The sequence below is a fragment of the Pseudomonas savastanoi genome (assembly GCF_020917325.1).
GTDB classification, from domain to species: Bacteria; Pseudomonadota; Gammaproteobacteria; order Pseudomonadales; family Pseudomonadaceae; genus Aquipseudomonas; species Aquipseudomonas amygdali.
Genome location: NZ_CP076652.1, coordinates 5,737,693 through 5,752,823, shown reverse-complemented (window position 1 = coordinate 5,752,823; position 15,131 = coordinate 5,737,693). Strand labels below are relative to the sequence as shown.

General features: G+C 51.4%; 15 protein-coding genes and 1 pseudogene. 8 read left to right on the top strand and 8 right to left on the bottom strand.

The features are described 5' to 3' along the window. Positions 1-35 precede the first annotated feature (35 nt). The 4 genes and pseudogenes from KP808_RS24805 to KP808_RS24790 all read left to right on the top strand — a co-directional run bounded on the left by KP808_RS24805 (position 36) and on the right by KP808_RS24790 (position 3,382). Positions 36-584, top strand: a complete 549-nt coding sequence (locus KP808_RS24805) for a GNAT family N-acetyltransferase (RefSeq protein ID WP_122281600.1) — start codon at positions 36-38, stop codon at positions 582-584. A gap of 157 nt (positions 585-741) precedes the next feature. Further along, positions 742-1,378: pseudogene (locus KP808_RS24800) on the top strand (DUF4062 domain-containing protein). Beyond that, the gene (locus KP808_RS24795) at positions 1,371-2,810 is read left to right on the top strand and encodes an RNA-binding domain-containing protein (protein ID WP_230017136.1); all 1,440 of its coding nucleotides are present in this window, start codon (positions 1,371-1,373) and stop codon (positions 2,808-2,810) included. Before KP808_RS24800 ends, KP808_RS24795 begins: the two are co-directional and overlap by 8 nt. Before the next feature lie 98 nt (positions 2,811-2,908). Further along, a complete protein-coding gene (locus KP808_RS24790; RefSeq protein WP_230018983.1) occupies positions 2,909-3,382 on the top strand; it encodes a GNAT family N-acetyltransferase in 474 nt (157 codons plus the stop codon). 10 nt (positions 3,383-3,392) lie between these two features. On the opposite strand, the gene KP808_RS24785 is transcribed toward KP808_RS24790, so the two are convergent. The 3 genes from KP808_RS24785 to KP808_RS24775 form a co-directional block, all read right to left on the bottom strand. Further along, the gene (locus KP808_RS24785; RefSeq protein ID WP_058400043.1) at positions 3,393-4,130 is read right to left on the bottom strand and encodes a hypothetical protein; all 738 of its coding nucleotides are present in this window, start codon (positions 4,128-4,130) and stop codon (positions 3,393-3,395) included. Between the two features lie 144 nt (positions 4,131-4,274). Continuing rightward, positions 4,275-5,360: a type I restriction endonuclease gene (locus tag KP808_RS24780; RefSeq protein ID WP_005746663.1), complete on the bottom strand. Its 1,086-nt coding sequence runs from the start codon at positions 5,358-5,360 to the stop codon at positions 4,275-4,277. A 551-nt stretch (positions 5,361-5,911) separates the two neighbouring features. Further along, the gene (locus KP808_RS24775; protein ID WP_122280848.1) at positions 5,912-6,334 is read right to left on the bottom strand and encodes a DUF1493 family protein; all 423 of its coding nucleotides are present in this window, start codon (positions 6,332-6,334) and stop codon (positions 5,912-5,914) included. A 189-nt stretch (positions 6,335-6,523) separates the two neighbouring features. Between KP808_RS24775 and KP808_RS24770 the strand changes: the two genes are divergently transcribed. Together KP808_RS24770 and KP808_RS24765 are read left to right on the top strand one after the other, a co-directional pair. Continuing rightward, complete coding sequence (locus tag KP808_RS24770) at positions 6,524-6,865, top strand: DUF5713 family protein (protein ID WP_230017135.1); 342 nt, start codon at positions 6,524-6,526, stop codon at positions 6,863-6,865. Between the two features lie 103 nt (positions 6,866-6,968). Then, positions 6,969-7,583 carry a histidine phosphatase family protein gene (locus KP808_RS24765; RefSeq protein WP_230017134.1) on the top strand — a complete coding sequence of 205 codons (615 nt, stop codon included), beginning with the start codon at positions 6,969-6,971 and terminating at the stop codon, positions 7,581-7,583. Between the two features lie 232 nt (positions 7,584-7,815). On the opposite strand, the gene KP808_RS24760 is transcribed toward KP808_RS24765, so the two are convergent. Beyond that, a complete protein-coding gene (locus KP808_RS24760) occupies positions 7,816-8,382 on the bottom strand; it encodes a nucleotidyltransferase family protein (RefSeq protein WP_230017133.1) in 567 nt (188 codons plus the stop codon). Positions 8,383-8,494: 112 nt separating this feature from the next. Next, positions 8,495-8,767 carry a hypothetical protein gene (locus KP808_RS24755; RefSeq protein WP_230017132.1) on the bottom strand — a complete coding sequence of 91 codons (273 nt, stop codon included), beginning with the start codon at positions 8,765-8,767 and terminating at the stop codon, positions 8,495-8,497. Between the two features lie 230 nt (positions 8,768-8,997). On the opposite strand from KP808_RS24755, the gene KP808_RS24750 reads away from it, so the two are divergent. Both KP808_RS24750 and KP808_RS24745 read left to right on the top strand, forming a co-directional pair. Continuing rightward, positions 8,998-10,506 (top strand): DEAD/DEAH box helicase, encoded by a 1,509-nt coding sequence (locus KP808_RS24750; RefSeq protein WP_230017131.1) that lies wholly within the window; start codon positions 8,998-9,000, stop codon positions 10,504-10,506. Beyond that, positions 10,442-12,010, top strand: coding sequence for a hypothetical protein (locus tag KP808_RS24745; RefSeq protein ID WP_230017130.1), 1,569 nt, complete (start codon positions 10,442-10,444; stop codon positions 12,008-12,010). The genes KP808_RS24750 and KP808_RS24745 overlap by 65 nt, the downstream gene beginning before the upstream one ends. A 209-nt stretch (positions 12,011-12,219) precedes the next feature. Here the strand turns inward: KP808_RS24745 and KP808_RS24740 are convergent, their stop codons facing one another. The 3 genes from KP808_RS24740 to KP808_RS24730 all read right to left on the bottom strand — a co-directional run bounded on the left by KP808_RS24740 (position 12,220) and on the right by KP808_RS24730 (position 14,655). Continuing rightward, positions 12,220-13,092: a hypothetical protein gene (locus KP808_RS24740; protein ID WP_230017129.1), complete on the bottom strand. Its 873-nt coding sequence runs from the start codon at positions 13,090-13,092 to the stop codon at positions 12,220-12,222. Between the two features lie 310 nt (positions 13,093-13,402). Further along, positions 13,403-13,678 carry a hypothetical protein gene (locus tag KP808_RS24735; RefSeq protein WP_230017128.1) on the bottom strand — a complete coding sequence of 92 codons (276 nt, stop codon included), beginning with the start codon at positions 13,676-13,678 and terminating at the stop codon, positions 13,403-13,405. Then, a complete protein-coding gene (locus KP808_RS24730; RefSeq protein WP_230018981.1) occupies positions 13,675-14,655 on the bottom strand; it encodes an integrase domain-containing protein in 981 nt (326 codons plus the stop codon). Before KP808_RS24730 ends, KP808_RS24735 begins: the two co-directional genes overlap by 4 nt. Positions 14,656-15,131 lie beyond the last annotated feature (476 nt).

Here is a 15,131-nt window from a genome sequence, read left to right as displayed (position 1 = left end):
CCTGTGAGCACGTTTCGACGAACAGGGACATAGTCATGACCATCACCCCCACGCTACACACAGACCGCCTGCTGCTGACGCCCTTGCAGCTAGAGGATGCGCCAGCTGTCCAGCAGCGTTTCCCTCTATGGGAAATCGTGCAGTACCTGAACAACCGCGTCCCCTGGCCTTATCCACAGGACGGTGCGCTACGTTACATTCAGGACGTCGCACTGCCCGCCATAGCAAACAGCACCGAATGGCACTGGATGATCCGCCTGCAGAGCGCGCCCCAAGAGATCATCGGCAGCATTACCCTCATGACCCACCACGGCAACAACCGCGGCTTCTGGCTACACCCGGACTGGCAAGGCAATGGCTACATGAAAGAGGCCTGCCGTGTGGTCAATCGACAGTGGTTCGAAGCACTGGGCATGCCCGTGATGCAAGTACCCAAAGCCGCCCCGAATGAAGCCTCGCGGCGTATTTCGATCAACGAAGGCATGCGCATAGTGAGCACCCAGGACGGGGAGTTTGTTGGCGGACGGTTCGAGGTAGAAGTCTGGGAGATGACGCGGGAGGAGTGGTTGCGCCTACACGAATAATAGTTACCTCTGTTTTCCTTCCTGATGATGTGTCCCTCAACCCTCTAGGCAGTCATGGCGCATGCCTGTACCTTTCTTCGCTTAAGACAATACAGCGCTGTGAGCCTACCGCATCTGCGAGAGCCGCGAGCTGAAAACCGGAGTGGCTCTGCAAAGCATGGAAGGCAAGAAGCTCAAAATTATGGTTTCCTCGACTGTCTACCTACGGCGTGGAAGAGTTGCTGGACCGTGTCTACACGTTGCTGACCAGCTTTGATTATGAAGTGTTGATGTCTCACAAGGGCACCATTCCCGTATCGTCAGGACAGACCGCATTTGAAAACTGCCTGGCAGCGGTGCAACAGTGTGATTTGTTTCTGGGTATCATCACGCCTCAATACGGTAGCGGTGTGGACACCACTGGCATTTCCATCACCCATCAGGAAATGAAACTCGCTATCGAACTGAAGAAACCTCGGTGGTTTCTGGCTCATGATCGCGTTGTATTTGCGCGGACCTTGCTCCGGGAGCTTGGTTACAAAAATCAGGCGCTAAGGCAAACCCTCACTTTGAGGCCCAAGGCCACTTCCATCACTGATCTGAAAGTCATCGACATGTACGAAGACGCCACTATGGAGCAGTTGCCCTTGAGCGATCGCCAAGGCAACTGGGTTCAGAAATTTGATCGTGATGATGATGCCGGCCTGTTCGTTGTGGCTCAATTCTCGCGCTACCAGGATCTTGAGCAGCGCCTCATAGATCATTTGGGTGACAGTGAAATGGTCGCCCAGCGTTTGAAGGAAGACCATGAGTAGAAGCCCATCCCAACTCAAGAAACTGCTGCTGGGCGAGAGCCAGAACCTTGAGCTCAAGCCGCGCGCGAGCGCTCAGATATGTGGGCCGCATGTTTGCGCCTTTCTCAACTCCCAAGGCCTCAACTCCCAAGGCGGCTACCTGCTATGCGGCGTCGACGATGATGGCCAGGTTCTCGGCGTGGATGACGCTCAGCGTGTTGCGCAGAGAATGGAGAGCCAGCTCAAAGCCCAGATCCAGCCCCCAGTATTATTTTCGGTTGAAGTGCAGGAGATCGATGATCGCCAAGTGCTGGTAATCGAAGTGCCCTCAGGCAAAGATGTCCCCTATGCCTTTCGAAATGATATCTACATCCGTCAGGGCGAAAGTACCGTAAAGGCCAGCGTCGATGTCATTCGCGATATGGTCCTGCGCAAGCAGATTGAGCCAGAGCGTTGGGAGCGACTGTTTTCCTCTGAACTGGACGAGCAACAGCTATCTCGCACAGCCTGTCAGAAACTACTTTCTGCACCTCGTATCCCATTGGAAGTCAGGCAGTCCGAGCAGGGGTTACTGCATCAGTTGCAGCTACTTTCACTCGCAAAATACGGTCGCCTTACCAACGCGGCCGATGTTTTACTCGCTCAGGATCCTGTGCGTCGTCATCCTCAGGCGCGAGTGCGAGCAGTTTGTTACAGCAGCAAAACCGCCAATGAGTATCAGGATCTGCAACATTTTGCAGGCCCGATGACAGAAGTGATCGAACAGTTATCCGCATTCATCATGCGTAACACCCCGGTCAAGGCGCGCTTTAGCCAAGGCCGCAATCAACGTGAAGACTTACCGTTGTATCCGGAGATGGCTATACGTGAAGGTATCGTCAACGCTTTCGCTCATCGAGACTACAGCAGCTTTTCCGGCGGCATCAAAGTAGAAATCAGTCCGGTCCGACTGCAGATCTGGAACTCCGGCAGCCTTCCTGACGGCGTCGATGCGGACAAGCTCCAACAGGGCCATATTTCAGTGCTGCGCAATCCTGATATTGCCCACGCACTTTATTTACAGGGCTATATGGAAAAGCTGGGTCGCGGCAGCGTACTTATTCGTCAGGCCTGCGAAGAGAACGGCCTTGCGCCTCCTGTTTGGTATAGCGAAGGAAACTCTGGAGTCACCCTCACGTTCTTTACCCCGGAAGTGACCCCGGAAGTGACCCCGGAGGTCACCCCGGAAGTCGAAAGGCTGATTGTGCTCGTAAATGGAGATATCAAACGCATAGAGCTTCAGCACCAGTTGAAGCTGGCTGACGCGGAACACTTCCGTAAACATTACCTTTCGCCCGCGCTTGAGCAGGGCGTTCTCGCCATGACGATTCCGGAAAAACCGACCAGCAGCAATCAGCGATATCGTCTGACGAGCCTAGGGAAAATCGTTCGTAAGCGACTCGACGGGCAATGAGCGCCTTGACGATCAGGCCCGCCAACAAAAAAGCTAAAGTGGTCGCGGTTCCTGGATAGGGAACCTGACGTCGAGCCTTTGGTACGGGAGCAAACACACTGAAACAGATTCTAGAAAATGACCCCGACATCACCCTGGCAACGGTCCAGCCCGAAGACTTCGAAACCTTGGTGGCCATACGTATCGACGCCATGCGCGAAAGCCTCGAGCGCGTTGGTCGGTTCGACCCGGTGCGCGCCCGAGAGCGTTTTCGTGAAGGGTTTTCTGCGTCATGCACACATTACATTCAGTTCGCCGGCAGTAAGGTCGGCTTCGTGGTCGTCAAACCGAGCAGCGACGGCCTGCTGCTGGATCACCTGTATATCAAGCCGGCTGTTCAAGGGCAGGGCATTGGTTCTGCCGTGCTTCGGCAGGTGTTCGCGCAAGCGGACGCAAGCGCATCCACAGTAAGAGTGGGCGTCCTGAAGGAAAGCGACTCCAACCGCTTCTACCTCCGCCACGGTTTTCAGCTCGTTGAGAGCGGCGAGTTCGACAACTACTACCTCCGCCCGCAACGTCTGCCGATGTGCTGACGGGTTGGGATCAACCCGCCGAGGCAGCTTTCTCCGCCGCACGTGCAGCGAGCATGGCCGCCTCCGATTCTTGGGTGTGCAGCTCACCTTTGTACGCCAGTTGATTGAAGAACATGCCGTCGATCTGATCTTTCGATGGCGTCGACGTCTTGGGAATAAACAACGCGCCCAGATCCAGCGAGCTGGCGAAGTTCTCTTTGGTCAGGTTGTACCGTCCCAGATAACTACCGCTCCACGGCGAATCGGCATCGACCATATCGATAGCCGTCTCCCGGTAGGTGGCGGCTGCAGCTTTCAGCCCACTGGACGCATTCAGCAGCGTGTTCAATTGCTGTGTGTCCGCATCGCTCAACTCACCGGAACTGTTGGTCGCCTTCAGATTGCCGTTTGCCTCAATCGTGAAGCCAAACTTCTTGCTGGCCAGATCCGGATAGACAGACGCCAGCGTCGACTTGAACGCTTCATACGAAGTCTTCAACGCCTCCGTAGAGTTAGTATGTTGCGCCGCCTTCTGCGGGAAGTCAGGTGACTGCGAGCGGCCTATCCAGGTATCGACTGCTTCCATCGGCTCAGTGGTTGCAGGCACTTCGGTACTCGGGTGGTAAACAACGGCAGGCGTGTTGGCGGCAGCGTTCTTCAGCGCTTCTTTCTGCGCATCGGTGAGCGGCTGCGGCGTGAGCGTGATGCCGGAATTGGGCAGGGTGATGGTGGGAGAGGTGTTGTTGCCGGGGGTTAGTGAGATAACCATTTCATCGATCCATGATTGCGGGGTGTAAGGAGGGTATCGACGGGGTGGGGGAGAGCTTGAGGGGAGGTCGGGGGGCGGAAAATATCCCGACGTACTTGCAAGGCGCGCATTGCCGCGCGCGCCCTTAACGGTATTAATGCTTCTTCAGGACTCTGCGTAGCTCAATACAGTGTCCTTTAGGGCATCGGCAAAACCGTAAATATCGTCCAGGGAAGCGATCGGGTGGCGGGTCTCGCCTTTGTCCTTTTCAAAAATACCGATGTATTTCTGAGCGCGATTGAAATGCAGGCGAGTGATGGGTTTTCGGTTGTTGTCATCCAGAAGAATGCCGAAATAACTTTGTGTATCACGATGAGCAATACGTTTCGCTTCAACCACAGTGCGGATAATCGACTTGACGATATGGAAGCCTTCCATTTCTTCCACCGTCGTTACGATCCGGTCGTCTAACGGCTCTTCCTTTTCAGGCTGAGTGTTATTTTCGATGATGGTTTCGGCCACCGTGGGTGCCTGAACTCCGCTCATTGCCAGCTTCAACCGGTCGTTGACCTGATCGTTCAGAAATTGCGAGGTGGCCTTTTTGGTCAGAATCGTGAACTGCTCACGTACCTTCTGAGTGATCGCGCCCTCATAAATGCGTGACGCGAAGTAACGGACGAAATCGTCGTCCGGCTGACTGAACTGGGCCGCAATCACACGCTTGATCTGACCTACGTACTTCAACTCACCAGCGGCATTGAGAATTGACTCAACGTCGAAGGACGACTTGGTCAGCTTCTGTAATTCCGGAATGGCATGGTCATCAATCGCCAACAGGTCCAGTTCAAGAAATGGTTTTTCATCCATCTTGTTAGGCGCGTCCAGGTCTGTAAAAAACTTGTAGACTCGGCCATTGGTGAGGATCGAAATCCTTGCAGTTGTCACATGGAAATAACGGAACAGCTGGCTGGCATGATTGATGTTCAGCGGCTCGCCGATTTTCTTGGTCTCTATGAGGATCTGAATATTGCCCTCTTTAACGATGGCATAGTCAATCTTCTCGCCTTTCTTGGTGCCTACATCGCACGTGTATTCCGGCACAACCTCAGAAGGATCGAATACATCGTAGCCCAGCACGGTATGGATAAACGGCATGACCAGAGCCGTTTTGGTAGCCTCTTCGGTGCGGATGGACGCAGCTTGCTGGCGGACTTTTGCGGAAAGGGAATTGAGTGCTTCAAGAAAATCCATTTTTATTGCTCCGTGCCGGGCTCATGAGCCCTCAGTCCTATCGATAGTCGATAGAGGCGCAACGCTACTACGATGGGCTGCGAAATAGCTATAGGATTTTGAGGCGTGAGCGGAGATATCTGAGGAAATCGGAAACTTCTTACGCGTGGCGGGGCATAGCGGGAGGAGTGGTCTGTTTTGGTTCGTGCGTAATGAAGATCTAAATGTGCGTTGCTAAATCTGATGCGAAAAAAGGGCTTGTAGGCTGAAAGCACTTATTTTGTATGGTGCCGGCACCAATATTCGAGCTTCTCGAATTGGTCCAGTCGTTGTTGATGCTACTGGTCGACACCTGCTTTCATGCCCAATGCCGAGTTGCCTTATGAGCTTTGCCTCGGGAGCTTGGTAGGTCGCGGCCTGCTTAAGGCCACGCGTACAGGAAACCTCCGTCACGCTGAAAGGAGGTTTGAATTATGTGGATTTCTGCAATCTGACGTCATCACCGAGCGCATCCACTTTTCGTAAGGCGCTTGGGGTATGACATGCATACCAAGCGGATCACGTAGGCAAGATCAACGGCTCTTTATCTTGTAGCCATCAACCGGAATATCTTCTGTGCGCTCATACAGTGGGGCATCGCTGAATGTGGCTTGTTCAAATGCTTGTGTATCCCAACGTCTCGCTTTCAAGGCTAAATACAACATGCCCACTCTCAGCGGTATGTTTCCGCGTCTGTCTTTGGCGCGCCTGAAGGAAAAGAAGTTGAAACCTTCTTCCAAAAAGTACCGATAAGGGTCGTAATCGTTAAGATCGATAGAGAACCTTTCGAAGAACTCGACCATCAGATCATTTGAATCGTCGCCATCTACACCCATGTCCCTCGCGACATCGGTCGCCAAGCTGAAGCTTTCAAATGCCTTCCTTCCAAAGCCTGCGGTATCGTGGATACAGACGACGATGCTATCCATTATTTTGTAATCAAGGGGTTCGTGCATGGCTAAAAAACCTGATCTTCGCTGCTCACAACGGAGTTATAAGTGACCACTGTCTTGTAGGCTATCAGCCCTGGCTCCGCCGCCGTATACGCCCAGCCCGCAGAGTGGGCAATAATCTTGTAATGCATCTCAGATTGTCACCTCAATTGGACTCACTGAGCGCTCACTGTACATCGACGAGGGATACCCATGCAGTTGACCAATGAAACCATGGTCAAATACACCTTCTTGAAAGGCATGTATCAGGACGAGTATTTCCCTGATGCCGTTGTGAAAATGTGCGAAGACGTGCTCGTCAACCTGTGTCACGAAATCGAGCGGCAAAAGCCTTCCGACCTGGATGCGCTGTGTGCCCTGACTCACAAAGCGACAGAGCAAATCAACGAGCTGGAGGAGGTGTTCGAAGAGAACTGCAGTGAGATCGAAACCTTCGCCCGCGAAACCATTGCTGAGGATTTTTTACGGATAGCAGACGCTTATGGTTTCACCGACGCAGACATTGAGGAGCTGATTGCGCCGCGCGAGTGGTAATCCGCCCCATGTATGCGGCGCCCCTGATGTTGATGGTTTTTGCCAGAAGAGGGCGTACGCTGGAATGAGCTCAGTCTCTACACCTCACACGAGTCTCTGATTAATGAAGCAGGTCAGACTAATTCGTCACGGACAAAGCGCTGCCAACGCAGGCGAAGCCAGTGTGGATCACGCGACTATTCCCCTCACACTGAAGGGTGTAGAACAAGCGCAACTAGTGGCCCTATCATTCACACATGCGCCGGACCTGATTATCGCTTCGCCGTTTTCCCGAGCGCAGGCAACCGCGATGGCGACCGTAGCGACCTACCCTGGCACCCCTTTTAAAACCTGGCCTATTCAGGAATTCACCTACCTCGAACCCGCGCGGTGTGCCAACACGACCGTTGCCCAGAGAAAGGATTGGGTCGACGCCTATTGGGTCAGGTCAGACCCGGCGTTTACGGATGGCGCAGGCGCTGAGTCTTTTTCAGAATTTATAACCAGAGCTAAGACTTTCCTGGCTCGACTCACAGACCATCCCGCCCAGAACATCGCAGTGTTTTCGCATGGGCAATTCATCAATGCCGTCGCCTGGTTGATCGAGTGCAGGCCGCAGAACATTTGTGGGCGGGCTATGGCTGAGTGGCGTGAGTATGAAATCGCGAACCATGTGCTTAATGGTGGTGGATATGTGCTCTCCAGGCGCGCAGGCGATGCTGGATGGGGGTTAGGCTGATATCGCTGACGTAGTCGTCGAGGCTTTCCGGAAGCAAAGTGCTTTGACGTCAATGTTCGCATCGGATGAAGCGCTTCATGGGTAATCTTGCGATGAGCTCTTCAGAAATCATAGCAAGGGGGCGCGGATGTGCTTTCACAAACCCGGTGCCGTTTGCAGCCCGTAGGGATAGACAGCAATCGGCTCTCATCCCCAATAAATGCCTTCATCGGCATACTCCGCGCGTTCCGATTCAACCTTGGGGGTCTACGATCCTGAGCCAGGGCCAGCGAGCTTGATAACTTTTCGCCTTCTGATAGAACAGATCTGGCTTGGGATTCTTTGGGTTGATACGAAGTAGCCCTTGCTCGGTGTCGGCCAAGCCATTGGGGGCATAGACTTCGCTAGTTTCAACATCCCAACCTATACAGGTACCGGCAATCAGGTAGCGATCAATCCCTTCTTTGGCCGACTGAAGCTGGGGGTAACTCCCGCCAAACCGCTGGCTGTACCACAGATGAACGCGAGCCTGATTTTTGATCTCAATGTTAACTTCTAGATCCTGAAAGAGACGCTGAACAGAGCCGATGACCTCATCCTCTGCCTCCCAAGACAGATCATTGTCGAAGTAAAAAACGTCGTAATCCTTCACCCCCCAGGCTGACGGCAAGTGAGACTGATGATTCCAGACGGCTTGGAACAGGCAGCCAGCAGTGAGCATGCATTGATTCAAGCCTAGTGAAGGTAGGCGTGAGATGAGTTCAGCGTTTAATGGATTGGCCATTGCTATCCTGGCCAGCCTTTCGACATTCAACGTCATTTTCGTCCCTTTGGAATCGATCTAACCCTAGCGACCGAGAATACACCATAGCCTTGTAAAGCTCCGCCAGTCGGGCCTAGCGGTCAGGGTGTCAAAGGTGACTTCAGAGGATCTACTGACTTAGAGATCTACCCTGTTTTCTAACCGCCAGTATGAAGGATAGGGCTGTCGGGGTTGCTGCCCATACCCGATACTCTTCCCAGCTCATGCCGAGGTACTCGTGCAGTTCCATGCCCCCAACGTCGCGGCCTTCGTGCCAGTCTTCCACGAACCGGTGGATATCTTCTTCCAGCACATCGCCCTTCAGGTAGAGCTCAATAAATCCCACTTCAGCCTCCTGGCTCGACGTCGCAGATAGTGTCTCAATCTGGATTTTCCAACCCAAAACGAAAAAACCCGCCAAAAGGCGGGTTTTTCGGAGATTTCAAAGGATGTGAAAGCCACCTTTGAAACCTTGTATGGTGGTGAAAGGAAGCTCGATCGTCTCCTATATGGGCTGATCAAGTATCTACCATTGGCGCTGAGGTGTATGGAATAATGGCGTTTTGATGCCGCGCCTCCGCATCGTGGCCTGAAGATCCTAAAAGACCCTATTTAATTACATGGAAGACCGCTGTGACTATCTTGGAATATCTGGATTCTACTGAAGAAAAGCTAAGAAAGTGTCAGTTAGAAGCAGTGCGCAGCTTCGTTAGGTATGCCGAAGAGAATGATACTGAGAGAGGCTTTCTGATCAACCTGCCGACAGGTGCGGGGAAAACTGGAGTTATCTCTCTTATATCACATCTGTCAGATGCCTTGAAGGTTCTTGTGATATGTCACAGAAAGGCCGTGAAAGATCAGTTATTTAAAGAGATTTCGAAAAAATTCTTCCGTAATACAATTGGTGATCAAGAGTTTGAGTTAAAGAAAACCTATAGGGACTCTGATTTTGATCAGGGTGACGGAGTTTATATCACAAGCTTTCAAAAGCTGACGATGCTGAGTGACGAAGAATTAAAGAATGTCCAAAGCGATTTTGATCTAATTATTGTAGATGAAGGGCACTCTGAGCCCTCTCCAGTTTGGCGTGAGATAATACGTCAGTCCGCAGCTATGAAAGTAGTGGTTACGGCAACTCCTTATCGTAATGATTTGTTTGAGCTGAGCGTAAGTACCGATCATTTTTATGTTTTTACATTTAAAGAGGCGATCGAAGATGGGGTTATTATGGAGCCCCAGTATGAGCAGGTTGATAGGGAGGAAGACTTGCTTGCGGGAATTCTAGGCTACCTGGGTGCAAATAAAGATGTGAAATGTATCGTGAAATGCAAGAGTCTGGAAGAGATATTAAAATACCATGAACTCCTGTCTCAATCATTTATCACGGCAAGCGTGCACGAGCGACTAGAAATCTACGAGGCGCAAAATAAATTTAAGCGAGTTGGTCCAGCTCTTAAAGTTGAGGGGGTGAGGGTGATAATTCACCAGCACAAGCTTGATGAAGGAGTTGACATCCCTGAGGCTAAGTTACTGATACTTACCTATGAGCTGGGTAGTGGTCGTGAGCTAGTTCAGGCAGTAGGTCGGATTGTACGCCGGTATGGAGAAACCCAACCGCTGGTGATCGACCTGAGCCGCGGGGCAAATGAGGGCATGTGGGATGGATATCAGAAGTTTGATAGCTATCTCGCCAATGGTGGTGCAGGCGAATTTGTCAGCTCATTAAGCACAAGTTATTTGATTGAATCTTTCTTAGAGAGCTTTCCAAAATATAGTTATTTTGATGGTAAGTTCAAGGAAAGAGTTGACCTCAATAGTGTTGACCCAGAAGATGATCTCAAGATTCCTCATGCGTCAGTCTGCTTTGTACAAAAAGAGGTTGATTTCTCTCTGCCGCTTCTGATGGATCGGCTGTATTGGGAGTTGCATGGTTCTGAGTCGCTAGTCAAATCTTATGAAGAAGTTCTTGATTTGCAGGTAATGATTTATGTTGAGTTTAAAAGTTCAAAGTTTTTTACAAATAAGCTTTTCTTTGAGCCTAGGCTGCATGTAGTTGTGGTAAAGGAAATTGATTCAGGTGTCGCTATCTTCGATAGCGGCGGTGGCCGTTATTATAATCAGGAGCAGTATAGGCATTGGTAATGCGATTCATATTGACAAACTGACTGCTTTGGCTGCAAAAACAGCAATTAATAAGATTAAGGAAACTCACGCTCGTGCTATTGGTCGGGCTTTGCGCCGTCCAGAGTCCGTAGCATTGAAAGGGCAGAATCTTGATTGCGGGCGCGGCAGTCAAAGTAACTCCCGGTACGCATTAACTATGGTGAAGGTCGATAATATTGGCCTGGACGGCAAAAGAGACAGTAGTTTTTACATTGGCGCTAGGTCCGGGCGGGTCGTCGATCAAAAAGAATCCAACTTCACTCTTCAAGACATTTCTGAATGGGTCGATGCGATAAGCCAATGTATCAATGCTGGAGGGAATGCTGGGCGACTGATCAAATCCTATGCTCAGCCTGTCAGCGAAAAGCCCACGTCAGAAATTTTGTCAGTTCTGCTAGATTTTACAGATCTTGAAGGCCCTAAAGCGACGGATAACGGTGTGGTTTATCCTGATTTTTTTTATGTCGACTATCAGCAGGGGATTACTTTCGACGCTCAAGGTGATCTTATAGAACTTTCGTTAAGTTACTCGGGTGATGATGGGTTTTTTGAGGTTGCTCTAAGCGGAGCGTCGGAGGGAAGAGCCGATATCGAGTGGGTAGTGGAGTACTTGAATTCCGGGCATAGATTGAAAGTGCTGTACGAGGACGGCGTAACTTATCTGGCAGGCGCCTTTTACAAGCTAGCCTTACCCTACGAACGCGGAATTCTTGCTGAAGAAAGCTTTGCAGGCAATGCCATTTTTCCGCTTGACGCACTTAGAGCTCCAGCTCTCAGGGAGAAGGGACACACTCTCGACCATAAGTATCATCGGACTACTAGAGCTGATTTTGATACGGATTCGATATTTTATTTGATCGACTTGCTGAAAGGGTATGGGGACCAAACAACCTCAATTGGAGCACTGGGTCCTTTCGCAACATATATCCCTGCTTGTGATATTGTTCTTTGTTGTGATATGGGTGTTGAGCCTGCTGATTTCATTTTGTCTTCGCCGGAAAAATTGTGCTTTGTTCATGTTAAGTGTGGTGATTCATTAAACCCTCAATCTCCAGCCGGTGCTATTGCGGAAGTTGGAAGTCAGGCAATAAAAAACGTTCATATGTTGATTTCAGGGCTTAAAAGGGTGAAGCCTGGGAACTTCTCTACATGGAAGCAAGCTTGGCCCGCTGCTGGTGCTGAGTTTCCGCTAGATACACGTTACAGGTTAGTGGAAGGTTCTATTAATCATCCTGCACCACTTGATGATTCACTCTCTGAGAGGGTCTGGGATGTTATCTGTGAGCGGAGAGTATCGATGAAATGTAAGAAGGAGATTTGGATCGTTGCCGGAAACTCTTTCTCAGCTAGTCATTTCACAAGAAGTATGCAGAGCCCGCTAGCGTGTTCGCCCACAAGTATTCAGGCGTATCAACTAATTGAAGATTGGCTGAGCACTGCAGATGAGCTTGATGTGGATCTCAAAATTTTTACATCCCCGTAAGCTCGCTTCTACTAGTAAGAATTAAAGTGTATAGGCCTCTAAGTTTCGAGGCCTTTTACCTTTGAAGGAAGGTGGAGGCGAGCCTTGCTTGGCTGCGCTGCGTGCTGGAGCGTCTGCCGCATGCGCGATCATGGAAGACTTCAAAGCCTTGTTACAAGGCCGGGCGAGAATTTTTCTGTGCGGAAACCATCACCAATTTTTCAACAGGATCACACGCGAGCATTCTCATAGATTCTGTCGTGACACTCAATGAAGGCGTTGAAGCGATCCTGTACATTCGGTTCCTTTCGACTAGTCCATGATGCAGATGTCCGAATCACATTAATTGGCGGATCCATATCTGGCACGTGAGCAATGAACGACGTGGAGACCAGCACGCCATCACATGCCCCTCGACTTGCTATGCGTGCAAAGTAACGCTCATTTTCCCGTATAAATTTTGTATTAAACTTATCCATACGCTTCTTGAGTTCAGTCTCTGTGGAAAATCCAAACAAAGGGCCCTTGGGGAGAATATCATCTAGATTGAAGGCAATCACTCCTGGCTTTCCATGAGTTTTAAGTTGATTACACCCCACCTTGAAGGATTCTTGAGCACCGGCTCTGGAATATATTTTCTTACATGCTATAGCGTACTCCCCGTGGCTCTCGCCAAGAGACACTACTAAATCCGGCTCTTCGAAACAAACGGGTACGCCTCCTAGTTTGAAGCGTCTATACAAATCAAGCTCCCATAATGCATCCTTTCCATTAGACTCTTGTCGGGTACCAAGATTCATGTCACTCGTCGTAATACGATGAATCGCCTCCTGCGCTCCAATGTCATCTAGCACGGCCTCGACAGCGTTGAGTATACGTATGGCCTCAGTGGACTTAATAAAAGATTTATGCCACTGTCTTTCATTCAGATTCTCTGATTTTTTAGCTATCCGGCGTATTGAGGAAAACAACGAGCCAAGCGCGCTACCGGAGTGGCACTTTAATCGGCGCGCAGCGAATGCTTCCTCCACCCGCGAGAGCGTTTCAATCACGTTCTTGTAATCAAAAAAAATTTGAGCTGGCTTATCTTCTTTTTTGTTCATACCAAACACCTCTATCAATTTATAGAATAAGCTATCATTGATGGAGCTGGAATGGAATTAGGATTTACCACTTTTAGTCAAAATGCTGTCTCTCAGAAAAAGCGAGAAGAAATTAGAGCTCTGCATCCCCTGATGACTGATCAATAGATCAGGGTAGGAATGGCTGACTACTGCTCCACACAGTTCTGTGCTAGGAACTTTAATGTTAGGTTCATGGAGCGGTTACACTGTAGCGATACAGGAATTCTAGATATCTCGCTCTGCTTCTTGCTAATTTCTGATGGCGATATCCAATAGCACCAGGTCGCAATTAAAGATAGAAAAGCCATGACGTGCCTAGACGTCGAGCGAGCAGACGGACCGTTAGCAAGTAGTAGTAACTTGTCGCCTCACAGCGGTGGCTAAGGTGGTGCTTGAGAAACCAGGTCAGATGCTTTTTCTGCCAAGCCCAAGGCGTTTCTAGTCGCCAGCGCTTCGCAATTTCGGCCTGGATGATTTTTGCCTGTCGCACATGGCGTTGCCGGGTTGCGTGCGAGCCGGTCAGAACGCCAGCCAAGAACAAATCCATATCGAATGGCTTGCTCATGGCTGTCCTCCAATATAGGCAGCAGCTACGTCGATCCGACCGTGTCCCAGCTCATAGCTGATTTGTCTCCGGGCCTCGCGATCAAGGTTGCGATATACCTGGCAACATTCACCGCCGTTGATAGGTGCGCGGTGTTGGGTGTTTTGCTCATAACGCTCACATGCGTAGGCCGCTCGTAGCTCATGGAAGCCTTTCAAGTTGTGTGCATGGAGGATGACCCGCGCAGGGCGGATGATTTCCTGAAGGACACTCAGGTAGGTTTGGTGGGGTGCGATCAGGTTGCGGCTGCCCACAGGCGACACTTGCCGTGAAAACTCAAGGGCGCCTCGAACACTGTCGCTCACCGCGATCCAACGTGGCGCTGAGGCGCCGGCGCGGCCGCCTTTGGTGCCGTCTTGGATATTGATCTTGTCGAAGGCTTCAGCCTCACGACTTAGCCGTGGCAGGTCAGCCAAGATGGCTTCACGCAAGCGCATGCCGGTGGCTCGCGCCAACGGAACGATCGCGGCGGCCCGGAGCAGATTTTGGCTGCAAAGCGCATCGACGATCTGCTTCACCTGTTCGCGGTCTTGGCCCTGTGGCACAGACTGGCGAACCCCGGTGCGCTGCATACCCAACGCCTTGCTCGGACTTGGCAACTTCACGTACTGATCACCGCGAAGCGCTGCCATGGTCCTGTTAACGCTGGAAAGCCGATTTTGTGCGGTGCTGATGGCGAGGTCGCCGCGCCTAACCACGTCGCGCAGATATGTCGCATAGTCGACCAACACACTTCGATCAATCTGCCGCGCATCATTGATACCGGGCCCTTGTTCGGAGCTGCACCACTTAACGAATGCCTGCCACCGATCACAGTGCGCCTTGACCGTGCCGTAGTGGCCTCCGCCGAACATGTCTTTCAGCGCTTGTGGCCCTGCGTAGCTCAGTTGCCTGCCGTACCCAAAATTGCGGCCATCCCGCCTGCCTACCAATGCCATGTCGATCACCTCATCTGCTGTTCTCCGATCCTCGCCCCACGTCATCCCGCCAAGAATGCTGAGTGTTATCAGGGATCAAGGCCCCTGCGACCTGTGGGGAGTGTCCTCTACGCGGGACTGGCGGCTCCTTACGACCTGGAGCACGGGCATCTCATGATCTGGCCTCCTGAACCGTTACCGGTGGGCGGGTGGAGGCAGCACTGGCTGACTAGACCAGCGCCTGAAGATCCTGAGCCGGGTGAACGCAGCACTGCGATGACCGGGGCATGCCTGACGGTCGGCCAGGTGCAGTCCAATCCATGATCTGCGGCACCATCATCTACATCGCTGTCACTGGTAACTTCGATGTTTGTCACGCCGATTGTCACGAGGAGGATTGCGGCAAAGTCAGGCGCGACCAGGGCTGCAGAATGGTCTGAGCACCCGGTTATTTCTGGAGGCGGGCAAAGGATTGGCGCAGGGAGCCGGGAAGGCGG